The sequence below is a fragment of the Paraburkholderia yinzeri genome (assembly GCF_046581065.1).
GTDB lineage: Bacteria > Pseudomonadota > Gammaproteobacteria > Burkholderiales > Burkholderiaceae > Paraburkholderia.
Window position 1 is genome coordinate 933,824 of sequence record NZ_JBFOCJ010000002.1, and the last position, 26,710, is coordinate 960,533.

At 60.2% G+C, this 26,710-nt stretch carries 22 protein-coding genes and 1 pseudogene; 11 read left to right on the forward strand and 12 right to left on the reverse strand.

The features are described 5' to 3' along the window. The first annotated feature begins 318 nt into the window (after nucleotides 1-318). Complete coding sequence (locus WJ542_RS21245) at nucleotides 319-480, forward strand: hypothetical protein (protein ID WP_411191427.1); 162 nt, start codon at nucleotides 319-321, stop codon at nucleotides 478-480. A 468-nt stretch (nucleotides 481-948) separates the two neighbouring features. On the opposite strand, the gene WJ542_RS21250 is transcribed toward WJ542_RS21245, so the two are convergent. The 7 genes from WJ542_RS21250 to WJ542_RS21280 all read right to left on the reverse strand — a co-directional run bounded on the left by WJ542_RS21250 (nucleotide 949) and on the right by WJ542_RS21280 (nucleotide 9,190). Further along, the gene (locus WJ542_RS21250; RefSeq protein WP_411191428.1) at nucleotides 949-1,857 is read right to left on the reverse strand and encodes a class I SAM-dependent methyltransferase; all 909 of its coding nucleotides are present in this window, start codon (nucleotides 1,855-1,857) and stop codon (nucleotides 949-951) included. Nucleotides 1,858-2,278: 421 nt separating this feature from the next. Then, the gene (chrA, locus tag WJ542_RS21255) at nucleotides 2,279-3,511 is read right to left on the reverse strand and encodes a chromate efflux transporter (protein WP_411191429.1); all 1,233 of its coding nucleotides are present in this window, start codon (nucleotides 3,509-3,511) and stop codon (nucleotides 2,279-2,281) included. 529 nt (nucleotides 3,512-4,040) lie between these two features. Then, a complete protein-coding gene (locus WJ542_RS21260) occupies nucleotides 4,041-4,829 on the reverse strand; it encodes a metallophosphoesterase family protein (RefSeq protein WP_411191430.1) in 789 nt (262 codons plus the stop codon). A 95-nt stretch (nucleotides 4,830-4,924) separates the two neighbouring features. Beyond that, nucleotides 4,925-5,971 carry a lysylphosphatidylglycerol synthase domain-containing protein gene (locus WJ542_RS21265; protein WP_411191432.1) on the reverse strand — a complete coding sequence of 349 codons (1,047 nt, stop codon included), beginning with the start codon at nucleotides 5,969-5,971 and terminating at the stop codon, nucleotides 4,925-4,927. Nucleotides 5,972-6,031: 60 nt separating this feature from the next. Next, complete coding sequence (hpnI, locus tag WJ542_RS21270; protein WP_411192516.1) at nucleotides 6,032-7,297, reverse strand: bacteriohopanetetrol glucosamine biosynthesis glycosyltransferase HpnI; 1,266 nt, start codon at nucleotides 7,295-7,297, stop codon at nucleotides 6,032-6,034. Next, complete coding sequence (gene hpnJ, locus WJ542_RS21275) at nucleotides 7,297-8,718, reverse strand: hopanoid biosynthesis associated radical SAM protein HpnJ (RefSeq protein WP_411191433.1); 1,422 nt, start codon at nucleotides 8,716-8,718, stop codon at nucleotides 7,297-7,299. Before hpnJ ends, hpnI begins: the two co-directional genes overlap by 1 nt. Nucleotides 8,719-8,839: 121 nt before the next feature. Then, a complete protein-coding gene (locus WJ542_RS21280; protein ID WP_411191434.1) occupies nucleotides 8,840-9,190 on the reverse strand; it encodes a hypothetical protein in 351 nt (116 codons plus the stop codon). Between the two features lie 291 nt (nucleotides 9,191-9,481). On the opposite strand from WJ542_RS21280, the gene WJ542_RS21285 reads away from it, so the two are divergent. The 3 genes from WJ542_RS21285 to WJ542_RS21295 all read left to right on the forward strand — a co-directional run bounded on the left by WJ542_RS21285 (nucleotide 9,482) and on the right by WJ542_RS21295 (nucleotide 12,196). Next, nucleotides 9,482-10,141, forward strand: coding sequence for a response regulator (locus tag WJ542_RS21285; protein ID WP_411191435.1), 660 nt, complete (start codon nucleotides 9,482-9,484; stop codon nucleotides 10,139-10,141). After that, entirely contained in the window at nucleotides 10,138-11,601 is a 1,464-nt protein-coding gene (locus tag WJ542_RS21290) for an ATP-binding protein (RefSeq protein ID WP_411191436.1), read from the forward strand. Before WJ542_RS21285 ends, WJ542_RS21290 begins: the two co-directional genes overlap by 4 nt. 67 nt (nucleotides 11,602-11,668) lie before the next feature. Beyond that, nucleotides 11,669-12,196 carry a cytochrome b gene (locus tag WJ542_RS21295; RefSeq protein WP_411191438.1) on the forward strand — a complete coding sequence of 176 codons (528 nt, stop codon included), beginning with the start codon at nucleotides 11,669-11,671 and terminating at the stop codon, nucleotides 12,194-12,196. A gap of 298 nt (nucleotides 12,197-12,494) precedes the next feature. Here the strand turns inward: WJ542_RS21295 and WJ542_RS21300 are convergent, their stop codons facing one another. The 5 genes from WJ542_RS21300 to WJ542_RS21320 all read right to left on the reverse strand — a co-directional run bounded on the left by WJ542_RS21300 (nucleotide 12,495) and on the right by WJ542_RS21320 (nucleotide 16,094). Next, on the reverse strand, nucleotides 12,495-12,761 hold the full coding sequence (locus WJ542_RS21300; protein ID WP_411191439.1) for a hypothetical protein: 267 nt from the start codon (nucleotides 12,759-12,761) through the stop codon (nucleotides 12,495-12,497). A gap of 90 nt (nucleotides 12,762-12,851) precedes the next feature. Beyond that, nucleotides 12,852-13,175, reverse strand: a complete 324-nt coding sequence (locus WJ542_RS21305) for a hypothetical protein (RefSeq protein ID WP_411191440.1) — start codon at nucleotides 13,173-13,175, stop codon at nucleotides 12,852-12,854. A gap of 349 nt (nucleotides 13,176-13,524) precedes the next feature. After that, on the reverse strand, nucleotides 13,525-13,803 hold the full coding sequence (locus WJ542_RS21310; RefSeq protein WP_411191441.1) for a MerR family transcriptional regulator: 279 nt from the start codon (nucleotides 13,801-13,803) through the stop codon (nucleotides 13,525-13,527). 132 nt (nucleotides 13,804-13,935) lie between these two features. Then, nucleotides 13,936-14,364 carry a DUF29 domain-containing protein gene (locus WJ542_RS21315; RefSeq protein WP_411191442.1) on the reverse strand — a complete coding sequence of 143 codons (429 nt, stop codon included), beginning with the start codon at nucleotides 14,362-14,364 and terminating at the stop codon, nucleotides 13,936-13,938. A gap of 1,211 nt (nucleotides 14,365-15,575) precedes the next feature. Next, nucleotides 15,576-16,094, reverse strand: coding sequence for a DUF6471 domain-containing protein (locus WJ542_RS21320; protein ID WP_411191443.1), 519 nt, complete (start codon nucleotides 16,092-16,094; stop codon nucleotides 15,576-15,578). A gap of 1,052 nt (nucleotides 16,095-17,146) precedes the next feature. Here WJ542_RS21320 and WJ542_RS21325 point away from each other — a divergent pair. The 7 genes and pseudogenes from WJ542_RS21325 to WJ542_RS21355 all read left to right on the forward strand — a co-directional run bounded on the left by WJ542_RS21325 (nucleotide 17,147) and on the right by WJ542_RS21355 (nucleotide 26,694). Beyond that, nucleotides 17,147-18,448 carry a hypothetical protein gene (locus tag WJ542_RS21325; protein WP_411191444.1) on the forward strand — a complete coding sequence of 434 codons (1,302 nt, stop codon included), beginning with the start codon at nucleotides 17,147-17,149 and terminating at the stop codon, nucleotides 18,446-18,448. A 17-nt stretch (nucleotides 18,449-18,465) separates the two neighbouring features. After that, nucleotides 18,466-19,623 carry a hypothetical protein gene (locus tag WJ542_RS21330; protein ID WP_411191445.1) on the forward strand — a complete coding sequence of 386 codons (1,158 nt, stop codon included), beginning with the start codon at nucleotides 18,466-18,468 and terminating at the stop codon, nucleotides 19,621-19,623. Continuing rightward, nucleotides 19,620-20,921, forward strand: coding sequence for a hypothetical protein (locus WJ542_RS21335; protein WP_411191446.1), 1,302 nt, complete (start codon nucleotides 19,620-19,622; stop codon nucleotides 20,919-20,921). Before WJ542_RS21330 ends, WJ542_RS21335 begins: the two co-directional genes overlap by 4 nt. Before the next feature lie 301 nt (nucleotides 20,922-21,222). After that, a pseudogene (locus tag WJ542_RS21340) lies at nucleotides 21,223-21,696 on the forward strand (TniQ family protein); the annotation flags it as partial. A 336-nt stretch (nucleotides 21,697-22,032) separates the two neighbouring features. Then, nucleotides 22,033-24,420, forward strand: coding sequence for a TniQ family protein (locus tag WJ542_RS21345; RefSeq protein WP_411192557.1), 2,388 nt, complete (start codon nucleotides 22,033-22,035; stop codon nucleotides 24,418-24,420). Then, nucleotides 24,407-25,198: a PDDEXK family nuclease gene (locus tag WJ542_RS21350; RefSeq protein WP_411191447.1), complete on the forward strand. Its 792-nt coding sequence runs from the start codon at nucleotides 24,407-24,409 to the stop codon at nucleotides 25,196-25,198. Before WJ542_RS21345 ends, WJ542_RS21350 begins: the two co-directional genes overlap by 14 nt. Beyond that, complete coding sequence (locus WJ542_RS21355) at nucleotides 25,195-26,694, forward strand: hypothetical protein (protein WP_411191449.1); 1,500 nt, start codon at nucleotides 25,195-25,197, stop codon at nucleotides 26,692-26,694. The genes WJ542_RS21350 and WJ542_RS21355 overlap by 4 nt, the downstream gene beginning before the upstream one ends. Nucleotides 26,695-26,710 lie beyond the last annotated feature (16 nt).

A 26,710-nucleotide genomic window follows, 5' to 3' on the forward strand; every position in this document is an offset into this window, starting at 1 on the left:
CCATCGACTGATTTTCCTTTCCGACGGTTTCACACGGCGCGGGGGAGGCGGGGCCAGCGCGTTCCGGCTGATGCATTGGCGCCTGTTCGTTGAGAGACGGCATCGCGGGAGCGCGGGCAAACGATGCGGGCGGAATGAGCAGCGGATGGCGAAGAACGCGCTGGAAAGGACGAGATTCATGGCATTTCCCCCACGTCCGCGGCATCGCAGGATGCCGCAGGACATTCGAACCCACACGTTGATTATGATCCGTTATCCTTAAGATGTATTTAACGTGGCGCGGTGAAAATCTCTCGCGGGGCGGTCTGGACGGTCTCGATGTTGCAGCAGCAAGGGCTGATCGGTTTGCGGCGGAAGGTGCCGTTTGGCGGCGCCGTAACGACACCGCAATTGAGTGCTTCATTGGGGGCGGCGAGCAGCCAACTCATCGATAAGCCGGCAGCCGCCACTGAATCCGCTCAGCAACGCATCGATGTCTGACGTGAAAGGGCGCCCAGAAACATCGCTGAGATAGAGCACCCGATCGTCGTCATACGATTGATGGTCTGATTTGACGTGGACCGACGCCCAATAGGAAGGGGCCTTCGAGACGGTTCGGCCGCCGCAGATTTCGTAGCTAACCTCGACGGTAACGTCAATGCTGTAGCCTCGATATGCGTACTTGCGTCTCATGCTTCAACTTTCCTGCCAGTTATTTGAGGTGATTCGGTCATTCATCCTCGAGTCTCAAGGGCTACGGTTAGATAATGCACTGCACCGATGTTAGTTGGCGCGAGAGGGAAATTTTTTGTCGAACGGGGAATCTCTCGGCTGTCGAGCAAAGACGAGATCGATGACAGTCCTGAACCGAATGGCCTCGACGATCATGGGGCGACGTCGCCCTTCGAGCGCAATTTTTCATGATACATCCCTAGCTTAAGGGACAATTCAGTTAGCCGGACGGCCTGGTCAGTGTGGTCGTTGCGCCGTGAGGTACGCAATGCGAACGGCAGCGAACCGGTGGCCGCTTTCGACCAGCGGGCGTAACCGCGCTTCCAGAAACTCACGTTCGCTCAGCGTAAATTGTGTTTCGAGTATCGATTTCAGCGACGGCGCACCGGGATAGGGGGATGTATGCAAATAGGTTTGCCACGATGGCGAATCTTGAGTACGCACGTCGATATGCAATTCGAGATGGATATCCGTAAAGCCAGTATCGACTGCAAATCGTACGAGATCTCGTTCACCGTAACTGGTTATGGGAAGCGACCTTATCTTTTCCTTTGTGTCAGGATACTGCGCTGCCCTGCATCGCAGCAACAGTGCGAAGAAGGGGTCCTGAGGGTCTCCGATGCGAGCGTCGACGATCTGCTTTAAGGCGCAGACCTCAAGGGCTTCGTCGCGAATAATGGGCTCAGCCATCGCGAGTCGACCACCGGGCTTCAGAATCCGGAACAGCTCTCGCATCGCGGCGGGTTTGTCGGCCACATATGCGAGCACCGCGCGCATCACGACGGCGTCGACAGATGCGTCGTCGATTCCATCCAGCTTTTCGGCAGAACACTGAAGGAATTTACATTGATCGTGCACGCCAAGAACGTACGCTCTCTCGCTGGCGTGCGCCAACATAGGCGCGGAGATGTCAGTCATGGTCACATTCAATTTTCCGCCGGTCCGCTCGATGGCGCGAAATGCCACCAGACCGTCTCCTGTGCCAATATCGGCGAGCTTCATATGCGGTTTGAGGCGGGCGAAGTCCAGCACTCGATCGGCGTACGCGGTCATTTCGACACGCAGCCGCGATCTGTACTCGATGTCACCGCCATGTCGATGATGAAGAAGCCAGCTTGACCAGATATCGGGGGTGGTATCGCTCACGAGAATGAAGGAGTGTCGGTGAAGGCGCTTGCCGGGTCCGATATCGTACTGGGAGTTCCTGAAGAGATCCTTAACGGTTGAGCGGTCTACAAGAAGAGCAGTCCACATCGCGTCCCGGCAAGACGGCTTGACGATAGCCAGCGCAGGATACGAAGCGCTTGTCAGGCGCGGTAAAACGAGACTGAAAGAGGCTACGTCGTGCGGTCAATGCTCAATTCTGGTTACGACACAGACGGTACGTCCTTGAGGGCATCGGCTTATACACAATTTCCAACGTGACCGGCGGCACGTAGTCGGTCGTTGTCAACGGCATAACCTGCGGTTCGACGGTCTGAACGATCGATTTATGTGGGCGATCCAGATTGCTCGAGAGCCCGCTGCTGATTGAAACACTATCAACTCGGTTTCCGTGCTTACGCGGTTAGCGGCACACGAATTCCACAATGCCTCCTGCGGCGCAGATCACCACCACGGCAAGTGGAGGCGCTTTCCAGCGGTTCAACAGAAAGAAGCCGACTGTGGCAATGGAGAAGTCAATGCCGGAACGGATCGCGCTCGTCCAGACGGGCGAATAAAGCGCCGTCGCCAGCAACCCGACGACCGCCGCGTTCACGCCGGAAAGCGTCGCGGCCATGGATGAACGTGCGCGCAATGCTTGCCAGTGTGGCAACGCCGCAATCACGAGCAGCAAGCCAGGAAGGAAGATGCCGATGGTGGCAAGCAGCGCTCCGACGCAATGATTGGGCGCGCCCACAGTCATCCAGCCGAGGAAAGCGGCGAACGTGAACAATGGGCCCGGAACTGCCTGTGCCGCCCCGTATCCAGCGAGGAAGTCATTCGGCGATACCCAACCGGTCGCGACCGTCTGTTGCTGTAGCAGAGGTAGCACGACATGTCCGCCGCCGAAAACAAGCGCACCCGAGCGGTAAAAGGCGTCGAATATGGCGATGAGGTGGCCACTGCCCGATTGCTGCAGGGCTGGCAGAGCAAACAGCAGGAAGCAAAACAAGGCAAGTGCGATGCCTCCGGCCGGATGCGATACGCTGAATTCGCGCGCGTGCGCTATGCCGACCGACTTCGTTGACGCCGTTGAGCGGCAAAACACGAAGCCAAGCACAGCGCCGAGTGCGATGACAACGAGTTGCGCATCGATGGTGGTAAGCACGCTGAGTCCCGCCATGGCAGCAAGCGCAATGGCTGCCCGCCGGCGATCCGGGCACAGTCGACGGGCCATGTCCCAGACGGCCTGGGCCACGACAGCGACAGCGACGAGCTTGAGGCCATGAATCAATCCTTCACCGACCGGGCCGCCCAGATCCGGCGCTATGGCAGCGAAAGCGAGCAGCAACAAGACCGATGGCAGCGTGAACCCGCACCATGCCGCGAGCCCTCCGAACCAGCCAGCCCGGAGCAAGCCAATCGAGAACCCAACCTGGCTGCTGGCAGGGCCCGGCAGAAACTGGCACAGTCCGACCAGATCCATAAACGTTTCCTCATCGAGCCAGCGCCTGCGCTCGACGAACTCACGCCGGAAGTAGCCAATGTGGGCAATCGGGCCACCGAAACTCGTCAGCCCTAGCCGGAGGAACACGATCAACACTTCAAGCACGCACTTGGCACGGGACGACTCCCGCCGTGGCCTCTCGACTCCCATACCTCGTCCTCTGCCCCTTTATTTCGATTCGGCATCCGCGCGGCTTGCCCTTGACGTCGTGCGCGGCAAATCCCCGTCGCCCGATTCGGGCACTTCTGTGCGCCACGCCCTCTACGCTACTTTTCCCAGATCGGCGCCCCTGGCGACCAATGCGAATAAGCGATCAATCAGCAAATCATTCAGGATGACGCTGCGGCCATCGTTCAAAGAAGTCAATCGTACAAGCCAAACGATAGGCACGATCTCGCGCCTTGACCAGCCGCGGAATGCATTCAGGCGGCGCCGTTACGCTGAATCGATCAGGTCCGGTCTGGATAACGACCGCGCTCGCACATATCGCGTACATCATCTGCTTGGAAATCGCAGTGGATCGGCGGGCGCGGAGGTCGCGATATTATGGTCCCCCGGTTCATCAGCCGATGATTCAGTCTTGGGCAACAGACTCTTACTCCGCCTCATGAAGATGCTTTGCGTTCCCAACGTGAATGCGCCGTACAGTTCTTGACGCGCGCCAGTGAGCTGCGGTGCGTCATAGCTCGATGACGCACACCGGATCGAAAGTCGCATTCTCCCATCGCAGTTCGCTCTCTACCCGCGTGGACGCGAGATTCAGCGGGTAGCCGCGCGGGTTTGCCACGACGCGCGCACTGCCCGACCGGTAATCGAATGAATCGTGCACATGCCCGTGAATCCATAGATCTGCCAACGGCATCAGATGCCGCAGGTCGCTCAGAAAGCCCGCATTGACTGGTTGATCACGAAACCGCTCATGCATCGAAGCCGGCGAAACACCGTGATGCGTGATCACGACTGTCTTGCCCGCAAAAGGCTTCCCGAGTTCCCGCACGAGCCACGACACGGCGCGCCGATGTTCGGCCAGCGCTTCCTCCGGGCCGAACGGGCCGCCGTCTTCACGACGGATGGCGGCATGGTCCGACATCGCTTCGCGCGCATAGTCCATGCTTTTCACGCTGTCGCCGTAGAGCTCGTAATCCGTCCAGAGGCAGCAGCCAAGAAAGCGCGCTCCGCCGAACTCAATCGAGCGGCGTTTGAGATAATGGACCCGCGTACCCCGTGCCCGACGGCAGAGCGCAGCGACGGTCTCGGCATACCCGGCCCCATAAGCCTCATGATTGCCGCTGACGTAGAGGACCGGTACAGGCCACTCTGCGAAGCGGTCCACAGCCGCTGCACCCACGTGAATGTCGCCGGCGAGCACCAGTAGATCCGCGCCGGCGGCCACCTGCAGAGGCCATCTCGGGGGAAATTTCGATTGGAGAGCGTCGAGGTGAAGATCGGATGCAATCTGTAAGCGCATGATTCTTGTCAAACAGTGGCCATCCAATTTATGTCGTGGCGCATGCCCGCCGTCGAGCGCACGCGTCAAGCACTTCGCCCGGCGCGGAGGTGTCTCTATCCGCGTGCCGTCCCGTCCGATCCGATCGCGGCCTGCACATTCAAGGAGCACCGCGGACGTATAGCGTGCCGCCCTACCTGCGGCAACACATATTCTGTCACCTGCCACGCAACCAGCCCCGGAGCATAGAACAACAGATCGCGTATGCGTCGCGCACCTGCAAGCGCGAGGCAGGTTGGTGCATCGAATCCGAGTACCCCCCCGATCAGGACAAAACCGCCCTCCTGTACGCCCAGACTGCCGGGTACAAGAAAAGCCACGCTGCTCACAAGCTGGATCAAGGCCTCAATGACGAATGCCTGCGCAAACGTAGCATCTGTGCCGAGCACGCGGAGGGCGATCCAGATCTCGAGCGCGAATCCCGCGCACTGGACCGTTTGCCAGACAAACAGGTAGCGGGCGACGTTGCCCGTCTGACGCCATACCAGCTTGATGGACTGATCGACCCGAGCGGATTTCCCCACGAGCTCAAGCATCTTTCCGCTTGTGACCTGGTTCAGCGTTCGCGCCATGCGTTCGAAGGGCCGGGCATGCTGAACCAGCGCGAAGAGCGTCAGTATCGGCACGATTCCCGCGATGCTCCACACGAGCGTGCCTGCCAGATGCGCCGCACCAGACGTCGAATGACCCAGCAGGTAGCCACATGCTACGAGTGCAAAGACGACCTGGCTGATCAGCGTGAGTTGCACATCGACGACAAGGCTCGCTATCGCGCTCGCCGGCCGCACACCGCTGCGGCCAAGCAGCCGGAACGAGAGAATTTCGCCACCGATACGCGCGACCGGCAAGAGGCCGTTTACCGACTCCCGAAGCCAAACGAACTTCAGCAGCTTCGCGAAGGACGGACGCTCCGCAGGGCGAATAAGCGTGCGCCAGTCCCACGCGTTCGCGCACATCGGGAGGACATGCACGCAGGCGGATAGCACAAGGCCGGATCCTCCGTTGCGGATCAATTGCCAGACTGTCGCCGGATGATCGCGCAACACTAGCCAGACTGCGGCCGAAAATCCAACCAAAGCTGCGATACGGCCAAGGTGCTTCATCTGTGGTTCCCGCTTGCGGATGGCACCCGCGTCGTTACAGCTATCGACATCTCGTTGAACTCACTTCTCATTTACCGGCGACAGCATACCGTTCCCATCGACGCGGAAACGCCTGCCCCGCCAGACCACCCCAGACGAACAAAAGCTCGCGGCATAGATCGCGAATTGCACGAGATCCCACAGCGGCAGACAGAGTAGTCCGTGTGTCTTGTTATTCGTGGCGCGGTCAACCCTCCAGACCAGCACCGCTCGGCTCAACAGCGCGGCACAAGCCGATACCCACGCCACGCTCGCGCCGCCGGAAAATAGGACTGTGAGCATAGCGAGCGCAAACGGATGCATCAGCACGGCACCGAGATGTCCCGAGGGGTCGGCTGCGCGAATCGTGCGACTCCAGCGCAACTCATGGCTGAAGAGTCTGGAAAACGTATTCTCGACGCAGGCGTGTTCCACTATCATCGGCGGAATGGCAACCGTAGCGCCGTTACGACGCACGGCTTCACCGATGGCGTGATCCTCCGCAAGGTGGTGGGCGAACTGCGCGAGGCCCCCTATTCCCGCGAGGGTCTCCCGAGTCATCGCAACCGACTGTCCGAAGCACGGCCGGGCGCGGCCAATCGCAAGCCCGGTAACTACGCCGGGGAGGAAATGATAGTTGGTGAGCGCGGCTGAGACGCGCGACCAGAACCCGGGTGTGCGCAGGCCGCGATAGACCGTGGTGACGAGCCCGACGCCCGGCTCCTGCAGCGCTGCGACGATATTGCGAAGGTAAGCCCGACCGACACGCACATCGCTGTCCGCGAAACAAAGGACGTCATGCTCGGCATGTTCGAGCATGTTGACGAGATTAGCGATCTTCCGGTTGGGTCCATACAGCCGCGCGTCCACCACGACCGTGACCTGCGCCGAGGGATAGCGCGCGCGCACTGCATCGACGGCCCTCAGCGCTGCGTCCTGGGCGTCGTGAACGCCGAAGAGATACTGGATTGGAGCCGGGTAGTCCTGCTCGAAGAACGTGGCAAGATGCTCCGTGAGTTGCCACTCGTCTCCGTGAAGCGGCTTGACCACCGTCACACCAGGAAACTGCGTCGGCACGGCGGCGCAGCGAGCAAAGAAGCGGCCGACCAGCACGCAGGCGAATACCGTATAGACGACGCCAAACGCCGCGCCAAGGCCGCAGACTATGGCGAAAGACATGAGCAGCACATGTGCGCCATGCAGCAGTGCCGGATGCCTCAGCACAATCGCCCATGAAACCCCGAAGCACGCAGCGACGCCCAGCGCCAATACGCCACCGGTGAGCCGGATCGCGCGCGGCAAGCCCATCATGCCTCGTGGGCGCGCAGGAAGCGGAAGAACTCTACGCCTTCGCGCAGGCGGCGCTTCATCATCTCCCAGCTCGTGAGCATCTCGCGCACGATCTCCCAGATCTTCGAGGGGCGGAAATAGAACTCGCGATAGAACTGCTCGAGGTGGTGATAGATCTCGTCGCGCGACAGATGCGCATAGCCGATCGCCGCGAGCTGCACGCCTTCCTTGCTCACGAGGTTGATGGTCTTGTTCTCTTCCATCCAGCCGTTCTCCACGGCCTGCTTGTAGAGCGTCGTGCCCGGATAAGGCGCCGCGAGCGAGACCTGGATCGTGTGCGGATTGATTTCCTTCGCGTACTCGATGGTCTTCCTGATCGTTTCCGGCGTCTCGCCCGGCAGCCCCAGAATGAAGGTGCCGTGAATCTTGATGCCAAGCGTCTTGCAGTCCGCGCTGAAGCGGCGCGCGAAGTCCGTGCGCACGCCCTTCTTGATGTTCACGAGGATCTGGTCATCGCCGCTTTCAAAGCCCACGAGCAACAGACGCAGGCCGTTTTCCTTCATGACCTTGAGCGTCTCGTACGGCACGTTCGCCTTCGCGTTGCACGACCACGTCACGCCGAGCTTGCCGAGACCCTGCGCGATCGCTTCGGCGCGCGGCAGGTCGTCGGTGAAGGTGTCGTCGTCGAACATGAGCTCCTTCACTTCCGGCATGTTGTCGCGGATCCACTTCGCTTCCTCAAGCACGTTCTCGACCGAGCGCGTGCGGTAGCGGTGGCCGCTGACCGTCTGCGGCCACAGGCAGAAGGTGCAGCGGGACTTGCAGCCGCGGCCCGTGTAGATCGAAACGTACGGGTAGTTCAGGTAGCCGATGAAGTAGTTCTCGATCTTCAGATCGCGCTTGTAGACGGGCGCGACGAACGGCAGCTCGTCCATGTTTTCGAGGATCGGGCGCGCCTCGTTGTGCTCGATCGAACCGTCTTTCGCGCGCCAGCTCAAGCCCTTGATCTGCGGGAACGGCTTGCCTTCGGCGATTTCCTTGCAGGTGAAGTCGAATTCTTCGCGGCAGACGAAATCGATCGCTTCGGTTGCCGTGAGCGAGTTGTGCGGATCGACCATCACCTTCGCGCCGACCATGCCGACCAGAATCGACGGCTTGTGCTTCTTCAGGTCCTCGGCGAACAGCGCGTCCGTCGGGAACGACGGCGTGCTCGTATGGATGATGACGAGGTCGTAGTCGTCGGCGATGTTGAGCGTTTCCTGGACGGAAAGGCCGTCGGCGGGCGCATCGAGCACGCGGCTGCCGGGCACGAGGGCCGCCGGCTGCGCGAGCCAGGTCGGATACCAGAACGAACGGATCTCGCGCTTTGCCTGGTAGCGCGAACCGGCGCCACCGTCGAAGCCGTCATAGGACGGGGCCTGCAGAAACAGCGTTTTCATGTCGTTGGATTTCCCGCGATATATCGCGCGGTCACTCTTTGGTGTTTGTTCAGGGGGTGGAAGGGAAGCAAGCTAAAGTGCGCTCGCTCTTGCCTCGGTGAGGATTGACCGCAAGCATAAATCAAGATGCCCTGGGGTCAAACGTTCTCCGGTTGAGCCGCACGTACAACACGACGAGCGCACGCCGGGGGCAGTCACTGGACAGCGAAACGGTGCAATGCCGCTCACCGCCGAGCCACACATGGTTGCTTGCCAGGGCCGAGCGAAACGCCGAACCCGCGACTCTACGAGTCAAGAAAACCGCCGCAATGACCATCCCCCCAACGCCCAGACGGAACGCCGTCGACGTAAAGAACGTCTCCGGCGCGGCAAGCACAAGCATTGACGCCAGGACGATTGCCTGGATAAGCGTGGCTGCCAGCGAGGCAACCAGCAGATGCGCACGCCATTGATCGATGGTAGACGAATTCATCGCAAGCGACCGCGGCTATGCGTTACTGGAATATCGGCTTGCGGAACCATTACGCAATCCATTCAAATGCCACTCCCATCCGTGATCGAGAAAGGCTGACCGATACGTACTTCACCGCTTCCGATATTACCGGGACAAGCTGAAGGAAGCCTTAAGCATCCGCCTGAAAGAGCGGCCCGTTTGCCTGGCGAGGACCCGCACATACAATCTCAGGGAATTACGCCGTGATACCGCTGGCACGAGCGTGGAAAATAGAGGGACGGTCGCGAAACAGCACGGGTCCAATTGAGCATGAGAATCCTTCTTGTTGAAGACGACGACCTGATTGGCAACGGGCTGGAGATCAGCCTGAGCCAGGCAGGCTACGGTGTAGACTGGGTGCGCAATGGGTGCGACGCCGCCAATGCGCTCGCAACATCTCGCTACTCCCTGCTGGTGCTGGACCTCGGACTGCCGGGCAAGTCGGGAACTGAAGTCCTGCGCTCCCTGCGCGAAACAGGCGATGACATCCCCGTTCTCGTACTCACGGCGCGCGGCACCGTTGCCGATCGCGTCCGGGGTCTTGATGCCGGCGCTGACGACTATCTGGCCAAGCCGTTCGAGCTTTCCGAAGTGCTCGCGCGCTGCCGCGCACTCGTGCGCCGTTCACAGGGGCGTAGCCAGGAGACGATCGTGTGGCACGATATTTCGGTCGACCTCACCACACGCACCGTCACGCGTAACGCGGTCCGTGTGCCGCTGACTGCGAAGGAGTGGGTCCTCCTGACCCAGCTGGTCACTCATCAAGGCATACCGCAAACGCGAATACGCCTCGAAGATCGCCTCTACGGATGGCAGGAAGGCGTGGAAAGCAATGCCCTCGAAGTGCATGTCTCGAATTTGCGCAAAAAGCTCGGCGCCGACCTGATCCGCACTGTGCGCGGCGTCGGTTACGTTGTGGAAAAGCCATGATTTCCCGCTCGATACGTCATCGGCTTTCGTTGATGGTCCTGTCCTGCGTATGCATCGTCTGGATCGTAGCCGTGTACAGCTGCTTCCGGCATGCGTCGCGCGAAGTGCGGGAATGGGAAGATGCGCGCCTCGTCGAATACGCCATGTTTATCGCGCGGCTTGACCGCACGGATCTGAACGAGTTCTCACAGTCTCCCCTCAACGCCCAGATCGAGCTGACACGTCCCGGCAGGCATCAAAGCGCTGCATCGGACAGCGACCGCCTGCCGCGCGATATCCTTTTTGAAGTGCTGGACGAAACAGGTGCCCCCCTCACATCGAACATCCCGCGCGACGCAGCGAACCTGGCCGCATGGGCTGAGACGCACCCGCTGCCGTGGAGCGCCGACATCGACGGCTCCGCGTGGCGCCTATATACGCTGCATGACGGGCAGACCGGACGGACCATTCGGGTCATGGAAACCTCCAATACCAGGAGCGACCTCGCGAGTGGCGCAGCAAGGCAGATCGTATGGCCGCTGTTCGCCGCGCTGCCCGTGCTCGCGGCACTCCTCTGGTACGCGATCGGTCGAAGCCTTCGGCCGCTCGAAGCGGTCTCGACGACCATCCGCGCACGTGACGCCGATTCGCTCACGCCCCTCGGCATCGTAGGCGTACCGACTGAAGTGCGAACGCTTGTCGACGCGATTGACCGCCTGCTTTCACAACTACGGCAGTCGATCGCACGAGAACGTGCCTTCACCTCCGACGCGGCCCACGAACTGAAGACACCGCTTGCCGCCATCAAGGTACAAGCGCAGGTGGCGCTTTCAGCCACCACGCCTGATCTCCAGCGGCTCGCGATGCAACGCGTCATACAAGGCGTCGATCGCAGCACCCGCCTGGCCGAGCAACTGCTTCTACTGGCAAGACTGGATGAATATGAGCGTGTTCCTGCAACAACCGTGACGACGGCCGACCTGGTCGAAGAAGCCGTTGCCAGGCATGTCGCGAACGCACGGGGAAAAGGCATCGCGCTTTCCGTCAGGCAGGAGTCCAGACGTGCAATGCATGCGGACGCGGTGCTCATCGGCATCCTGCTGGACAATCTGCTCGACAACGCCATCAAATACGGCGTTCCGCAAGGCCACGTCGAGGTATCCCTGTTCGATCGCGGCCACATGCAATGCCTCGCGGTGCTCGACGATGGGCCGGGCGTGGCCGAAGCCGATCTTGCGCGCCTGACCGACCGCTTCTACCGTGGCGCCAGCGTGCAATCGCCGGGCAGCGGGCTCGGCCTGTCGATCGTCGAGCGCATTGCGCACTATTTCAACGGAAGGTTGCAGTTCGGCCCAGGGCTGGGGGGGCGGGGCCTTGCCGTCATCATCGACTTTCCTGCACTCCCTGAGGCTGGCACCGGTGCGTCCGCCGCCGGGGTTCGCGGCGAGGACTTCGAGCACGGCGCGATGCCTCCACCTTAACGTTCCGTTAAGGGTTTCTGCGTAAAATCAGCGCCTCTTTCCGACTTGGATTCCCACCGGGGCAAACATGCCGGCAACCTTACGTTACGACGCAGTTGCACGTTTTCTCCACTGGTTAGTCGTCGCACTGGTCAGCGCGCAGTTTGTACTGGGCTGGACGATGCCGGACGTGCATCGCGGCACGCAGCCGGTCGGTCTGATCGCCTGGCATATCGCGGTTGGCACATCGCTCTTGGCGACAATGGTATTGCGCATCGTCTGGCGCGTGACCCATCGCCCGCCGGCAGAAGAAATTTCACTGCCACTGCGCGCCGTCTCGTCCGTGACGCAGCTTGCGCTCTACGGGCTCCTCGTCGTTGTTCCGTTACTTGGCTGGATCAACGCTTCTTCGCGCGGCTGGCGAGTTACATTGTTTGGCGCGATTCCATTGCCCGGGCTCTCGCCCCAAGGCTCCTCGTTCGGTCACGAAATGGGTGACGTCCATGGTGTACTGGCATGGGTGTTGTTTGCGCTAATCTGTCTGCACATCGGGGGAGCGCTGCTGCATCTCCTTGTCCTTCGGGATCGAGTCGCACAACGGATGACGCCGTGGTGACCCTCAGGCCATGCGCTCGATGGTTCGCATACCAGGAGCAACGGTCGCAGAGCGCCGGGAGCAGATTCCATCGTACTGGCAGCACATATCCGATTGGCTCGAGCGTGCAATCTCCTGAATCTCGATCGACGCTGTTTGCCTATGCCTCAAGCGCACTCGTACCAGTTCTTCGAGCGGTTGACGATACGCACGACGAGCAGCATGACCGGCACCTCAATCAGCACAGTGAGCTTAAGCGCGGGGCGAGATCGTAGGTTACCGAAGTAGTAGGACTAACTACATGATCCGCTCACGACCGTTAGACAGAGTCTGGAGAATCCGGCCAGCCATTTTCCCCGGCCGACCCGCTGTCCAATGCGTTCGACAGGTACTCGCCCCAGCGTGTCGTGCGAGCATCAATCGCCGAATCGCAATTGATAGCGTGATTTGCATCGACATACCGACAGACTGCGAACGGAGTGCTTGCACCATTGACCGCGATCGCCGTGGGCAACATCAGCTCGGCACAGCTGCGGTAGGTGATGGCAGCGTTTTTCAGCCGGCGGATTGTCTTGGGGCGCGCCATCTCGCACTTGCACGTCCTGCCCACGATGAGCGAGGTGCAGCCGTGCATGCTTGAATTTGCACACTTGCATCTGATTGCTTTTTTAGCCGGTCACCGGAATACACGACTCCATAACGCGGTCACGACAGCCACGAAAATCATTCTGAGAGAGACTTCATGGTAGGTATCCAGCGAATTAACGGGCGAAGACTCCCGGGCGGGTAGGCCCCGGAGGCGCCGGAATTTGCGGCGCAGCCACGCCGAACGCGCCGCGTGGGCGAACGCCTTCTCTGCCTCTTGCGGCATGTCCGTGACAATGTCAAATTCCCGGCCGTCGATGTATCCCGACACCGAATACTTCCCGGACCGTTGCGTCATCCAGGCCTCATAGCCCCATGCAAAGACGTGTGTCAACTTCGCCTCCTTCGTCGACATCGCAAGTTTCGCGATGAGCTGATACCTACCGAACGAAATTCTGGTGTGACTGGCGATTCACCGAAGTATTATCGCGACCAGGACGACGACGGCCACTGCGAGTCCGAGAATCGAGACAGTGCCTCCGAGCCAGAGCGCGACCCGGTCGATATTCTCCTGCGACGAAGCGAAGCGGAAAAGCCATTCAGCAAACTTTCGGGGCCACTTCATGTCTTACCTCGTGCGGTGTCGATGAAGCTTTCTCAGGCCTGATTCCGGGGCAGCCTCCTCTCCAGTGTTTCCATGGAATCGCCTGCCTGGCCCCGAGGGAGGTTACTGGGCTACCTGACGAAACCGCGTCTCAGAATCCCTACGGGCCGTCGTCCTCGGTCCGTGAAGCTAGATAGGCTCGGTACCCGGCTTCCATCTTCTCGCGGCGAGTTTCCACAGAAGCCACATCGATATCGGGCTCAGAACCAGGAGCTCTCGGCAAAACCTCGAGCAGCTTACCTTCGGCAAGAAGCTTGCGAATGTGAGTGCGGCTGACGAAGAGATATTTTTCAGCTTCTTCAACGGTCATAGCAGGCACCTCCTCTTTTGACTGCAGGACGCCCGGCACACGAGGCGGCAGGGTCCGGGTGTTGGCCATGGCTCAGGTACTTCCAGATTCAATCGCTTCGCGATACCCAATCGATGCATCTCCCCGTATCTGCTCGTTGGGCATACGTTCCGAGGCGCGTTGTGTCGTACGTCCGGAATATGAATCGGATGCACGCGCTGTTTAGGTTGGCAGCCAGCCCTTAGACAAAATATTCGCGATTACCCATGGGCATTCAGTGGGAAAGCAATCTCGTTCGACATCAGCCGCCGCTTGAGCGAGTGCCTCTGCCCATATCAGTTGACACTTTCGAGGCTCATCAATCCTTTCACGTAAGCTCGGAGACTCTGCAAAACTCTCACCAATCCTCAATCGCTGTACATCAACCATTACCGACCGACTGGCGGTACGCTCGCTGGGCAGGTAGTACCATTTGAGTAAATGGGCGAGCAGCAGGGATATGTCTTTAACTAGTTCGCGAAGCTCCGCTTTCCCGACATCTTCAATCTCATCGGCCAGGTGCTCGATGTCCAGAAGGTCAAAACGACCTTCCCTTAGAAACCGAGCCTGCTCAAATGCCCACGCGTAGACATCTTCGTCGTAGGCTGGCATCTGAACTCCCTGATAAACGTCCCTCGAGGGGGTACGGGCAGCGAGGTGCTATTTCCAAATGATAGCGACTACAAGGATGACGACCGGCACTAATCCAAGTCCCACTGCCCCCCGGCCGACCCTGCTCGCCACGCAATCGATATTCTAAACACGCGTTTCGATGACTGATTTCGTGCGTTCATATGCAGTGGCCATCTTCCGCCCCGACAAGTAGCTGCCGGGTAACATCGGTGTACGATGCCACATTGTTCACCTTGCACCAGCGTTCCCATACATATTCAGCATTGCTCGACCGACCAGGTTGCCCAATGAGCTGGTACACGCGCCCTGACTGCGTCTGCCCGCGTAATGTGACGCGGTCGAACGTAATGACCTGAGAACTGACGCGACCCGTGGAATCTCGCTCATCGCTGCCGATGAAATGCCGAGTTCCATCATTGGTCTCTCGGATGCTCCACTGCAACAGCGAGACCGCTGGTTCCTCATTGACCGGGGCGATTCTCCAGATAGGCATGGGTATCTCCTATTCGCCGTTGAGCTTTCGGCCGAAAGCGGTGGCTCTCGGCGCCGGTAGCTCATTCAGATTACGCTGGAACTCATGACATTCGGATTTTTTCCGTTTTGAAGTGAAAAAAGCAGACTGTTTTATCGGTGATTTTTTGGACGGATTATGCTTTATATTTTTACGATTGGTCAAATTATGACTTATAGGGTGATTGAGGTTTCAGGGTAAATCTTTGCTAAACGGACAGCTTATGGTCTATTTCAAAGACGGGTTATGGATAACGGCACATGGACGCACGCGTGGAGTTCCGGCTTCTCCTGCGAGGCGCACTCCGAAGGTCACGTTCCGCCAATTGAGGCACCCCGATATTGTTCGCATTCCTATATATAACCCGCACATTCCGCTGCACAAATCAAATCTGCGAGCGCGCGCCATGCGTCCTTCGACGGGCACCGACACCGCGCATCCTAGCGAGCGCTGCATCCGGTCAAAGACGGCAGTCCGGGTACTGGTGCAGTTTGAAGGGCGAGCCCACAAAGCCGAAACGCCGCCGCCCAGTGCCGGCGGTACTCTATCCTCTTTCGTCCGAGGCTCGGCGATCATGCTGGTGGTCCGCGCCACTCATCCGAAAAAAATACGCGACCTAAATCTCACTTTTATTCTAGGCCACGAATCGCGGATGGCAAGGAATTCGTGTCGCTGATGCTCACCCTGCAGCGTCGGCGATGCCTGGATTAGCGGCAGCAACAAGTGCGCCGAATGGAATGTAACGCTCGAGGCTCGGGCTGCCGAGCACCGCGATACATTGAAGAAAGAGCGACAGCGAGAACGTCCCCTCAGCCATATGGGAAGCGAGCGTCCTTTCGCCAATCGGGGCGCCGATGTCGGACAACCGCTGCGCGAGCTTCTCCGGCGTCACCCATGGCTGCCGCGACAGCTCCGCAGCCATCACGGCTTGCGCGCGGGCCTCCCACGATCCCGACATCTTCAGCGCATCGCTCCACGACGATGGAGGCTCGTCTCCCGCCACATGAATGATCTGCAGCAGCAACGTGAACCTGACCGTTCCGCGCGAAACCCGGTTGACAAGAGAGCGTTCGTTCTCCTGAACGCCTGCAAGCGCGAGCGCGTCGATGAGTTCCGCGTATCCGCGATCCCAGCGCGCAAGCGCGATACGAATCACGCGACTGGCCAGCCCTGCCCAGGGGGTCTCTGCCTCGCTCACAGAAAATCCTTGAATTCCAGCTGCGATCGACTAGATTAAAAGTGCGACAGTAGTCGCACTTTTTACTATGCCAAAAGAGCACCGCCGCCTCTATCCGCGCGGTGTCCCTCGGTACTGCGTAGCCGTTGATTTTAACGATGACGAGACAAACGGACCAGTAGCCGGAAGCATAGGAATGGGAGACCTGCGCCAAGCGTGCACGACTACCCAGGGCGGCACCTGTCGTCGCCAGACGCAACAACACCTACGTGCGCGATACTCTGGCGCGCCAACACATCGTCAAGCGATGTCAAGTTAACTAAAAAAAATGTGCGCAGAACGCGCAGAGAACCCCACTTGCCTAAGTGCAAGTGCATCGGCTACTATCCGACCAATTGTATTGGGTGCCAAAAGACAGGCGCGCCGAGCCAAACCACCCTCAGCAACTGCCGCTGCCAAGATAGGGCAATGACCGTATGTTAACGCAAATGGCGATATTGTCAACAGCAGTGTCACGCCGATCGTTCGACCAACGAAGCAACAAACGGAGGGATTTTCCAGCAGACGACGATAGCCACTAAAAGCCATCGAAAGTGACGAGAGCGGATGTGTCAGGGTGGCAGCCCTGACACTCCGGTTTGGTGGACACCCCGTGCAACGAGGCCTTCGCACTTACACGCGCGAAGAATCTCACACTGGGTGCGCCGTGTCAACTCACGCCTGTACGCAACAGTCGACAGGCAACCGAAAGGCGACCCTGTGAGCACGAAGAAGTCACTGAAGCTCGATCCAGCGGACAAACCATCCCATCCGCTACGCGCTTCGCACACCCCGGCCGGAAAGCTCCCCCCGGTGCCCCATCCACCGCTGGTGGGTCCTCCAGCGCCTAAACCCTGCGGCGAGCGCTGCCCATTCCGGAACTCGCCGCACTGCAGTCACCGGGCGCTGGCGACCGCCCTGCGGGGCGAGGACGCCGCAGCGGAGGTACCCAGGATACCGCGCATCTGCTTCCAGCTTGCGCTACTTCGCCTCCCACGCCGGCCACGGGCTTCGCGCCCTACCGGGGAGGAACTATGAGCAGGATTTCGCGCGCAAGTTGTGCCGCCGGCGCAGTCACAAGCGGCGATACGCGCACAGACGACGGGAATCCACTTCTGGAAAACGTGCCGCCCGTGCCAACGCTGCCTGAGGCCATGCGTCTGACCGAACGGCAGGAACAGCAGGATGTCACCGGCTGGAATGTGCAGGAGTTAATCGCCCACGAGAGTGCCGACGCTTTCGTCACGGACGCGACTCACGCTGGTGTTCTTGTCGATGTCGTTTCGCAGGTTCGAAGTTCCTACCGGGACCGCGACCTGCGGGACTGCCGATACCGGAATCACGCGATCGAGGCGAACCGCCTGCTGCACAGCGGGCGCCCGGGGCCAAGTGTCTCGATTCCCTCCCGATTTGGCGTCGCCCCCATGGCGAGGCCTCGGGGGATCGTGGTCGTCGCCCCTGTCGGAACAGGCCGCCGGAGGCTGGCCGACATGGTAGCGTCGGCGCTCGGCAGCGAACCCCGCGTTGCCCGGATAAGCGCCGCTGCAGGCGTCACCGAATACCTCCAGCTCCCGGTCCTGCGCATTCCGTGGCCAATCGACGGCAGACAGGCTGGACTCGCGCAGGCGTTCATCGGCGCGTTCGACGCGGTGTTTCGCACAAGTTATGCCATCGCTACGCGTACGCCACTGTTTCGCGAGCGCGACATCGTCCCCACGATATGCGCGCTCGCCGTCGCGTCGAGCTTGGGTCTGCTTGTCGTGGAGCGAATCAACATGCAGGACGCGACCAACCCCGCGGCCGAAAGCACATGGAACGCACTCGGACAATTCACCCGCGTAACGGGTGTTCCGGTCCTGTGCCAGCCTACCCCCGGTGCGGCCGCAGCCGGTCTGACGAGGTTACCGGGTGTGGCAGCCGAGCTGACGTCAGCGGGCTTTGCCGAAATTACGCCTTCGTGTAATTCGCGCGAAAAACACTGGATCGCGGTGTGCGTTGTCCTGTTCAACAGGACGATCCGCGTTGCCGGCGTGGCGTCCATGCCCTCCTGGCTGCCGGACGCCGCGTATGACCTGACGCTGGGCTATCCGGGCCCGCTCGCGAGAGCGCTGTGCGCCATCGCACAGAACATGGTGAGGCTGAACGTCCGCGTCTTCACGCTCGAGATCTTCGCGAAATATGGCCGCCTGGCGCTCGCGCTCGACCAGTATCACCTCGACGCGGTCAGGATCATCCGGCAGGGAGGCACGTACACGCCGTCGACCCTCATGCGTCACGGCGACTGGCTGTCGCTCCACCAGCTCGCGTCGGCACGCCTCATGCCGGAGCTACGATGAACGCTAGGAGTCCCGCCATGTTCAGGACGCTCTACGCGGCTGCGCCGTACGAAACGCCGTTCAGCCTGCTGGTCGCGCTGGCCGGCACAACAATCGAGCCGCAGACCCGCTATCGGGTCGCGCTCGCTTTCCAGCCGCGACCACCGCTGCTGCAGACCGCGCCGTGCCGCCTGTCGCGGTTTTGCACCCTGACGGAGGACTTCTACGGCACGCCCCGTCAGGTGCTCATGGACCGCACGCTTTATCCCATGTACATGGGATGTATGAAGTCGGACCCGGCCGCCGCGCTCGCAGCCAACGCCTGCGACGCAACCAGCGGACGGCCTTGCCTGCCTCCCCTGCCTTCGTGGCTGTCCGCAGCCAACCGTTACGGGCTCGAGTGCCCAGAATGCGCCAGCGAACTCCGCGCGCTGACCGGTCGGCGATGTTCGCTCTCGTTCCACTGCATCCCCCTTCAGGCCCGCTGCCCGATTCACGGATGCCTGTACCGGCTCGCGCATCCGTGCAGCGCGCTAGAAACGGGTTCGCTCGTACCTGGCAGTCCTGTGTGTACCCGCAACACCCTTCGGCTCGGCGCGACCCTGTTGCGCTTCCTCCATGCGTCGCGCGGCGGATGCTGGCTCGACGAGCTGCGCTCGCAGCTTGCCGTGCGCGGATACGCTGCGAGCGACGGGCGGACCAGATGGGATGCCGTGAGCCGGGATCTTGGCGCACTGTACTCGGCAGGCTTTGAGGATGCGCGGCTGGGCGGCTGGGTCGCATGGAACTGCCTCGGCATGCGCGTGCACCGTTGCGAGCCGCAGTCCTCGCGGCCGCCGCATCCAGTGGAAGTGGCCTTGCTGCTGAACGCGCTCGACGAGATCGAATTCACCTCGCCACGGACAAGGACAATGGTTTCCCAATCCACAGCTCATCAGCTGGACGACTTGGCGAAAGGCGACGGCAGACAAGCGGCAGCGAACCTCCCGCCTGGTGGCGCGTCCGCCCGCCCGTCCGGGCTGCGCCGTCGGCCGGATAACGCGTCAGGCACGCCCACGAGGCCCTGCACGACGTGTCGGACAAAGCATCCTACGCCGTACCGCGTCCGCACTGCGAGAGCCGGCGGCCCGCCAGACTCCGGCAGCACGCGAGCAAGTCATGCTTATGAGCCAAGTCGCTCTGGAACCGACCGATGACAACGCGCCAACTCCCAACACCTGCTGTCACCCCGACCCATAGCGCGATATTGACCGAGCATGAAAATCCCCTGCTCATCAACGTGCCTACGGTACCAACGCTTGGCGAGGCGATGCGCCTCACCCAGGTCGTCGGCACCTACAACGACGCTCCAGTCCCATCGGGCGATGCGCTCACAAAGCGGTTATCTAGCGTCCTGGTGACTAACGCGGCCCGCGCCCGGGTTCTCATGACCGTGCTCGAGCAGGTCCGAAGCTCCTATCTTGCGCGCGACCTGCGGGATGCCGGTTACCGGAACTTCATTACCTCCGCAACTTACGCACTGCACAGGCGGCGGGATCGATGCGGCTATGACATTCCGCTGGCATTCGGAATCGCGCCCAACGCTCGCCCCCGCGGCATCTTCGTGGCGGCTCCGGTCCGTACGGGCCGGCGCAGTCTTGCGGCGACCATCGAATCGCTCTTCCGGCGCGAGGCAATCCCGGTGCGGCTTCCAGGCGAGCGCAACGGATTCACGGACTATATGCAGTTGCCGGTCTTACGCATCCAATGGCCAATTGGCGGCAAGATCCAAGGCCTTGCCCGAAACTACATCGGGACGTTCGCCCTAGCCATGAACATGGACTTCGGGCAACGCACCCAGAAGCTGTTCTTCCGCGACCGCGACACCGTTCCTGCCTTGTGCGCGCTGTCCATCGCCGCAAACCTCGGTCTGCTCATCGTCGAGCGCATCAACACTATCGATGCGAGTACGCAAGCGGCGGAAGTCACCTGGGACGGTCTGGCCCAGTTCACACGCATGACCGGTGTCCCGGTCCTGTGCCTTGCGACGCCCGGCGCAGCCATCGCCGGCCTCTCCAAGCTGCCGGGTGCACTTGGAGACCTCGCGCCAACGGGACCCATCGAGATCACCCCAGCGCCGGGCTACACGGACCGGCACTGGAACGATGTCTGCCGCGCACAGTACGACGCCACGATAGGGTCGGTTCATCGGGGCCCAATGCCCGACTGGCTGCCGAAAGCGGCGTACGAAATGACACTCGGGTACCCGGGTATTCTCGCGAAGGTCCTGTCTGCCATCGCACTCGAACTTCACGCGCTCAAGGTTACGACGTTTTCCCCCGAAATCTTCAACATCTACGGGAAAAAAGCGCTTGCGCTCGACCAGAATCACCTCGACGCCATCCGGATCATCCGTCAGGGTGCCGAGTACAAGCGCTCGAGTCTGTACAGGTACGGCGACTGGCTCTCATTCAGTCACCTGACATCGCTGCCGCTCGGTCCCGAGATGGCTTGACGCGTAACAGTCATGCTCAATATCGCATACCGGGCTGCGCAAACCCGGGCCGCGTGCGGTTCCTCGGCGACGCCAAACTGTGCTCTGCGCTCATCGGACGACACCAAGCAACCGGCATTCCCCAGATGGCGAGGGCCGGGCAGAGATCGAGTGCGGGCCGCCATAGCGCCCCCTGGTCGGGTTACGCATCGTCGGTAGCCAGACCGCGCAGGCATGTTAGTAGCGAATCGACCGTTTCAGTGCATCGCTGAGGTAATCGCGCATCATCTACCTACGCCTTATTAATGTTGGAGTACTAATAATGGGCGAGCACGCCAGCAAGACGCTTCGACCACACTTCTCGCTTTCCTCGATTTGTCCCGGAGAGTCGTTTTCCGGTTATCTGGCAAGGCACCGGTACGCGTCGCCAACTTTCATCTGCAAAGACGTCTCCGGCGAGAACAGTCCGCCTTCATGGATTCTCCCTACCAACCTGAGGCAGTACGTTCAACTTCTCGGGGATCGGGTTGGCTCCGAAAATGACGTCCTCGCAAACAACACATTACTTCCAGGATATAACCGGTTTGTGCCGCCAGGTATCGGCCGACTCCTGCGACACCATCATCTTCAGGGACCACAATTACGACGTTCTTTGACCAGCACGCTGGGCCTGACACGCCTGACTCCCCTCTGGAATCCTGCAGTATGCGTGAAGTGCCTGCAGGAAGATTTGACACCGGATGGTACGCCGTTCTGGCGTCGGGACTTTCTTTTCTCCTACATCCGCTTCTGCTCACGGCATCAGACGCCAATTTATGAAATGTGTGGCGACTGTGCGCGCACAGTCCACTGGTCCAGAGTGCTAACTTCCCCACGGGAAACATGCGTTTGCGGAAAACCGTTGGTAGCTCGTGGGCACACAAAGTCCGACCGGGCTCAGGAGATTGAATTGGGCATTGCGCGCGGCTGGTCCACCCTGCTCGACAGCTCCTTTTGCCCTCGAACGCGTGGGCTACAGATTGCGGACCTGCTCAATCAGGCAGCACACGCACGTGGATTGATCAGAAGAGGCCGAATCCAGCAGAGAGAGTATCAAGCACTAATTTCCGATGCGGCACACGCCGAAGTCGTCATGAGCCTGCGCATTTACGTGAGCAGTCAAATGGTAGCGCGAACGCTCGCTGGAATCGCGTGTCCGCGCAACCCGTTTATCGCGATTTTTATGCTCATGGCTTTGTTTGGCAGTTGGGAAGCCACCGAGGCGGCCATCAAGGCGTACAAGGCGACAGACATTGACCTGGAAAAATCCCCTGACGGGCGGCCGAAGCCTGCCTGGCGGCACGAGAGAAATTCAAAGGCCCAGAGGTTGAGGATTGCAAAGTCCATCCCCCTGCTGCCCGAGGCCAGTCTCCGATACAACGAGATACGAAAGGCAAATCCTCACTTCAGCCACACTGACGTCGTCTGTGCACTACCCATAATGTACCGTGTAGCGGCGACGAGAGCCCGACTGGCTAAACATGGAGCGGAACTCGTGCCTGCGCGACGAGGTCGTGAGTATCGTCGCAGCGTGGACAAATCGTTGCTGTCTCACATCAAACGTAGAAGCCGCGAATTCGTCAAGAGAAACGTACCCTTTCGCATCACCAGGTCAAGACTGCTATCCGGCTTCCCAAAGCTTATAAACAAAGAGAATCTTTCGTTTTATCCGAAGACTGCTGCAGCACTCGAAAAATGTGTCGAAACAAGTGAACAACGCTATCTCCGCCTTATCAAAGCCGCCATGCGATCCGGGAAACTGGAGGGTCTGACCGCCTCCAGCGAGCATATCGTCGACGAAATGGATTTGCATCGGCTGAAACTGGTATGGGCACAACTAGAGCGTGAAGACGCGCCTGCCAGCCCAGTTCCGCCCCACCGTGCGCAACCCTTCGGCGGTCGCCGGCCAAGATCGACTCCCGCATCGTTCTCCCTGTCTCCCATCTATCCTGGTGAACCGCTCGCAGGCTATCTTGGAAGAAATTGCTGGATAGGAAAAACATCGTTCTGCAAAGCCGTGACGGGATCCTACCGTCTGCCGTCCTGGATCATTCCCACACGGATCGACGAGCATGTGCGCCGCCTCGGCGAATGCGTTGGCCCGGTCGACGAAGTCCTCGACAAAAACACGTTACTTCCTGGGTACTCCCGATTCCTTTCAGCCGACGCTGCGCACGCCTTGCGGCAGCGGCATCTCGCTGGGCCACCGCTCCAGGCGCCGCCCTACTTTACAAACCGGGAGCGGGGTGCGTATGGCCCCTCATGGACACCGGCCATCTGTCTCGCCTGTCTGCGTGAGGACCTCGATCAAACAGGCATTCCCTTCTGGCGTCGCGAATTCCTTTTCACGCCCATCCGGGTCTGCGCCCGGCACGAAACGCCGCTTTACGAGTTCTGCGAAGCGTGCACGCAGTCGCTACGCAATTCAGCAACCTACGCGGGACCGCAAAAAAGATGCACGTGTGGATCTCCGCTGCAAATGCGCCCTCACGACACTTCCATCATCAGCCAGGAAATCGAGATCGACATGGCCCAAGCGTGGGCCGCCATGCTGGAGCCAACGTTCGCTCCGCACATGCACGGACCTCAACTTGCGGAACTGCTCCGTCGAGGTCTTATCGAAAACGGGCTGACAAAAGGAGACGGCCGGGTCGATCCAGGCAAATTCCGAAGCCTGATTTCCTCGCCGGAACAACGCGATATTGGGATGAGGCTGGGCATGTTTTCGACGTCGCCCCTCATTTCGCGCGCACTGTCCGGTCTGGAATGTCCACGAAGCCCTTTCGCCACGATTTTCATGCTGATCACGCTGTACGGTAGCTGGAAGGCCGTGAAAACCGAAATAACATCGTACAAGGCAAGTGAAACCTCCCGGGAAGCCGTCGTCCCCGCCCGTGCAACTGCGCAACTCAGGCCAACGCACAAGATAGAAAACCGCACCGCGGTGCGACATGCCAGATCCGTTGCACTTCTGCCGGAAACCGCGGTCCTTTACAACGCAGCCCAAGCCGAAAATCCTCATCTGGCTCACCGGGAGGTCGTTCTGTTGCTGCCGGCCATGCATCAATTGGCAGCGACGCGAGACAACCTGCGAGCACATGGCGCCAACCTAGCACCAGCCCGCATCGGCGCCGAACATCGCGACCGGATCGCTGAATCGCTCCCGGAAACGATTGAAAGAAGGTGGAAAGAACTCATCGACATGGACGTCCCCTTTCGTATCTGCGCGTACCGGTTGCTGGGAGAAACGCCAGCCAGATGCCACAGAGACCTTCTTGCGAAATTCCCGGGTGCCGCTGCGGTACTTGAGAAATTCACGGAAACGTTCGAGGCTTTTCACAGGCGAGTCGTCAAATCCGCAATCCGGCTGGGAAAGCTGAAGGAGTTTGCGCCGGACGACGAGGGCCTTGTCGACGAGATGGCGATCTCCGACGTCAAGCGACTCTGGACACGAGTGAGGAAAAGCCATGGAAATCCTTAAACTTCCACTCCCGTTTGCCACGCCGAGACATGTTGCCCCGCCATTTCGCGATGCATTCGGCGTCCCGCACGGCGAACGCTACGTACCGATGCACGACGCATCGGAAATGGGCATCGCGACCACAGCAAGCTTCGGCGCGCTGAAATTCCGCCGGGCACACCAAGCTCGTGCATTGAACGAAATGAGGCCGCTGTACGCGTTCAGCTTCAACCCCTACGTCATCGATATCCGCGACCAGTACCCGGTCTACGACCAGCAAACCTACAACCGGGCGCGAAGCGAAGGCAGATCGATGTCAGTTTTCGAACTCATGACCTTGGACATCGTCCTGACGCTCGTCCTGCCGCCGGACTATCGCCTCCACTACCACACGGTCTCCATCAAGGATGGTACCGAGGAGTTCGACCAGGCGACGAAAGAAAGACTGCGACGGGAGGAAGCGGAAATCGTGGCGCGCGGATGGACCTACGAACTTTTGCGAGGCGACCAGTTCGACGTGCTCGCATGGGGAAACCACGCGCTCATGAAAACCTGGGTAGCAAACCTTGACGTCTGGCAGCGCTACGACGATGCATTCCGCTTTGCCTGCCGGCTGCTGACCCGTTCGTCACGCGGCACGCTCGACGACATTCTGAACCGTCACGCCCGCCATCTGGGCATCTCCCTGAACCGGGCATACGAACTGTTCGCTGTCGCCGTGTGTTTTGGCTTTCTGTACCCCGATCATCGGGAGCCGTTGCGTACCGACAAACCGCTGCATCTTGTGAGGAGTTCATGATGGCGCGGGCTCCGAGCTATGGACCGATTTTGCCTTCCGTCGCGGACGAGGCGCTAGTCGCACAACTAAGAGCGCTTCATCACGCCGACTGGCCAGCGGGCCTTAAACGCTTCAAGCCTTTCTCCCTTGAAGGAGAGGCTTCACACACCATCTACATCGCGGTGGCCTGGGACCCCGCTAGCCGCCTGCTGTATGTGCAGAAGAGGCTGCGTAACGAGGACCCACCGTCATCCCGCATGCCGATCCACTTAGCCGTGACGGACGACTGGCCATCGCGCGTTAAGCCGGTTGACGGTTCCATCCGCCCCGAATGCATGCGGAAGACGCTTGCCGATGTCGAGCCGAGCATGCTCGATGGCCTCGATCAACGCATGATGCTCGTCAATGCGCTGGTCATGGTGGACGCTACAGGCCAGGGCAAGGAATCGGACTTCATTATCGACGACAACATCTTCTTCGACGCCGCCTACAGGAACGAACGTATCCGGAAAATGAAATCCGCGCTGGGCAAGCGCTCCTCCTTCCGGTCGAAGATGCACAATCTCCTGACCAAGTACATGTGGTACGGCGGCGGCAAGCACGCGATGCTCGCCCTCACGCCGCACAAGGGCGGTCCGGGCAAGAAACGTCACGCTCCCGCTTGCAAGCCCGGCCGGCTGTCGAACAAGGAGATATTAAATCGTGCACGCGCCAAGATGAACGGCAGGACGACCTTCAGGCGTGGCAGACGCACCTCGCAGAAGGACCTCGACAACATGGCCGACGCGCTGGACAAGTACTGGGCCGGTGAGCAGATAAGTCTGGCTAAGACGCACGAGCGCATGATCGAAGACCACTACGCCGACGTCCCGGTCGAGCTGACCCCGAGTTACGGCCGGCTGAAGTACCGCTACAAGGCTATCGCCCGGGAAAAGGGCCTGCTCGAGAAGCGCTACGGGCCCCGCGCGATGAAGCAATATTTCGCGCCACGGATCGGGAGCTCCAGCGATCTCACCCAGGGCGTCCTGGAGATACTGGATGCCGATGGCTTCCAGCCCAAGGTGCCAGTAGGCGCTCTCGTCGCTGGCAAGCTTCAACCTGTCGAGATATGGATCGTGTTCGCAGTATCCCGGCTATCGGGAGGAATCCGGGGATATGAAATCACGCTTGACCGGGAACGTGGGCAAGCCTATCAGCGGTGCCTCGTCACGAGCCTTCTTCCGATGGACGACCGGGTTGCGGCCTTGGGTCTGCAACCGCTCAAGGGGCTGCTACACGGCAACTTCGACGGTATCTTCGTGGACAACGGTCCAGGCAAGTCGAAGAAGGTGCGCGAAACGATCGACGAAACGCTCAGTGGGATCATGTTCAATCCGCCTGGTGGGCGAGGAGACCTGAAGCCGGTCGTGGAACGACTGAACGGGACCATGATTACGATCATGGCAGAGGAGATTGCAAGTGCGTACACGCGCCGGCACGACAGACTGGAGCGAATCAAGCGGAGCAATCGTCAATAGTGGTGTACGGGCGGGA

Bases quoted from the DNA above. Each gene is read 5' to 3' on its own strand.
- WJ542_RS21245 (WP_411191427.1), top strand. From the start codon at position 319: ATGTTGCAGCAGCAAGGGCTGATCGGTTTGCGGCGGAAGGTGCCGTTT.
- chrA (WP_411191429.1), bottom strand. From the start codon at position 3,511: ATGGGAGTCGAGAGGCCACGGCGGGAGTCGTCCCGTGCCAAGTGCGTG.
- WJ542_RS21260 (WP_411191430.1), bottom strand. From the start codon at position 4,829: ATGCGCTTACAGATTGCATCCGATCTTCACCTCGACGCTCTCCAATCG.
- WJ542_RS21265 (WP_411191432.1), bottom strand. From the start codon at position 5,971: ATGAAGCACCTTGGCCGTATCGCAGCTTTGGTTGGATTTTCGGCCGCA.
- hpnI (WP_411192516.1), bottom strand. From the start codon at position 7,297: ATGGGCTTGCCGCGCGCGATCCGGCTCACCGGTGGCGTATTGGCGCTG.
- hpnJ (WP_411191433.1), bottom strand. From the start codon at position 8,718: ATGAAAACGCTGTTTCTGCAGGCCCCGTCCTATGACGGCTTCGACGGT.
- WJ542_RS21280 (WP_411191434.1), bottom strand. From the start codon at position 9,190: ATGAATTCGTCTACCATCGATCAATGGCGTGCGCATCTGCTGGTTGCC.
- WJ542_RS21285 (WP_411191435.1), top strand. From the start codon at position 9,482: ATGAGAATCCTTCTTGTTGAAGACGACGACCTGATTGGCAACGGGCTG.
- WJ542_RS21290 (WP_411191436.1), top strand. From the start codon at position 10,138: ATGATTTCCCGCTCGATACGTCATCGGCTTTCGTTGATGGTCCTGTCC.
- WJ542_RS21295 (WP_411191438.1), top strand. From the start codon at position 11,669: ATGCCGGCAACCTTACGTTACGACGCAGTTGCACGTTTTCTCCACTGG.
- WJ542_RS21300 (WP_411191439.1), bottom strand. From the start codon at position 12,761: ATGGCGCGCCCCAAGACAATCCGCCGGCTGAAAAACGCTGCCATCACC.
- WJ542_RS21305 (WP_411191440.1), bottom strand. From the start codon at position 13,175: ATGTCGACGAAGGAGGCGAAGTTGACACACGTCTTTGCATGGGGCTAT.
- WJ542_RS21310 (WP_411191441.1), bottom strand. From the start codon at position 13,803: ATGGCCAACACCCGGACCCTGCCGCCTCGTGTGCCGGGCGTCCTGCAG.
- WJ542_RS21315 (WP_411191442.1), bottom strand. From the start codon at position 14,364: ATGCCAGCCTACGACGAAGATGTCTACGCGTGGGCATTTGAGCAGGCT.
- WJ542_RS21325 (WP_411191444.1), top strand. From the start codon at position 17,147: ATGAGCAGGATTTCGCGCGCAAGTTGTGCCGCCGGCGCAGTCACAAGC.
- WJ542_RS21330 (WP_411191445.1), top strand. From the start codon at position 18,466: ATGTTCAGGACGCTCTACGCGGCTGCGCCGTACGAAACGCCGTTCAGC.
- WJ542_RS21335 (WP_411191446.1), top strand. From the start codon at position 19,620: ATGACAACGCGCCAACTCCCAACACCTGCTGTCACCCCGACCCATAGC.
- WJ542_RS21345 (WP_411192557.1), top strand. From the start codon at position 22,033: ATGAGCCTGCGCATTTACGTGAGCAGTCAAATGGTAGCGCGAACGCTC.
- WJ542_RS21350 (WP_411191447.1), top strand. From the start codon at position 24,407: ATGGAAATCCTTAAACTTCCACTCCCGTTTGCCACGCCGAGACATGTT.
- WJ542_RS21355 (WP_411191449.1), top strand. From the start codon at position 25,195: ATGATGGCGCGGGCTCCGAGCTATGGACCGATTTTGCCTTCCGTCGCG.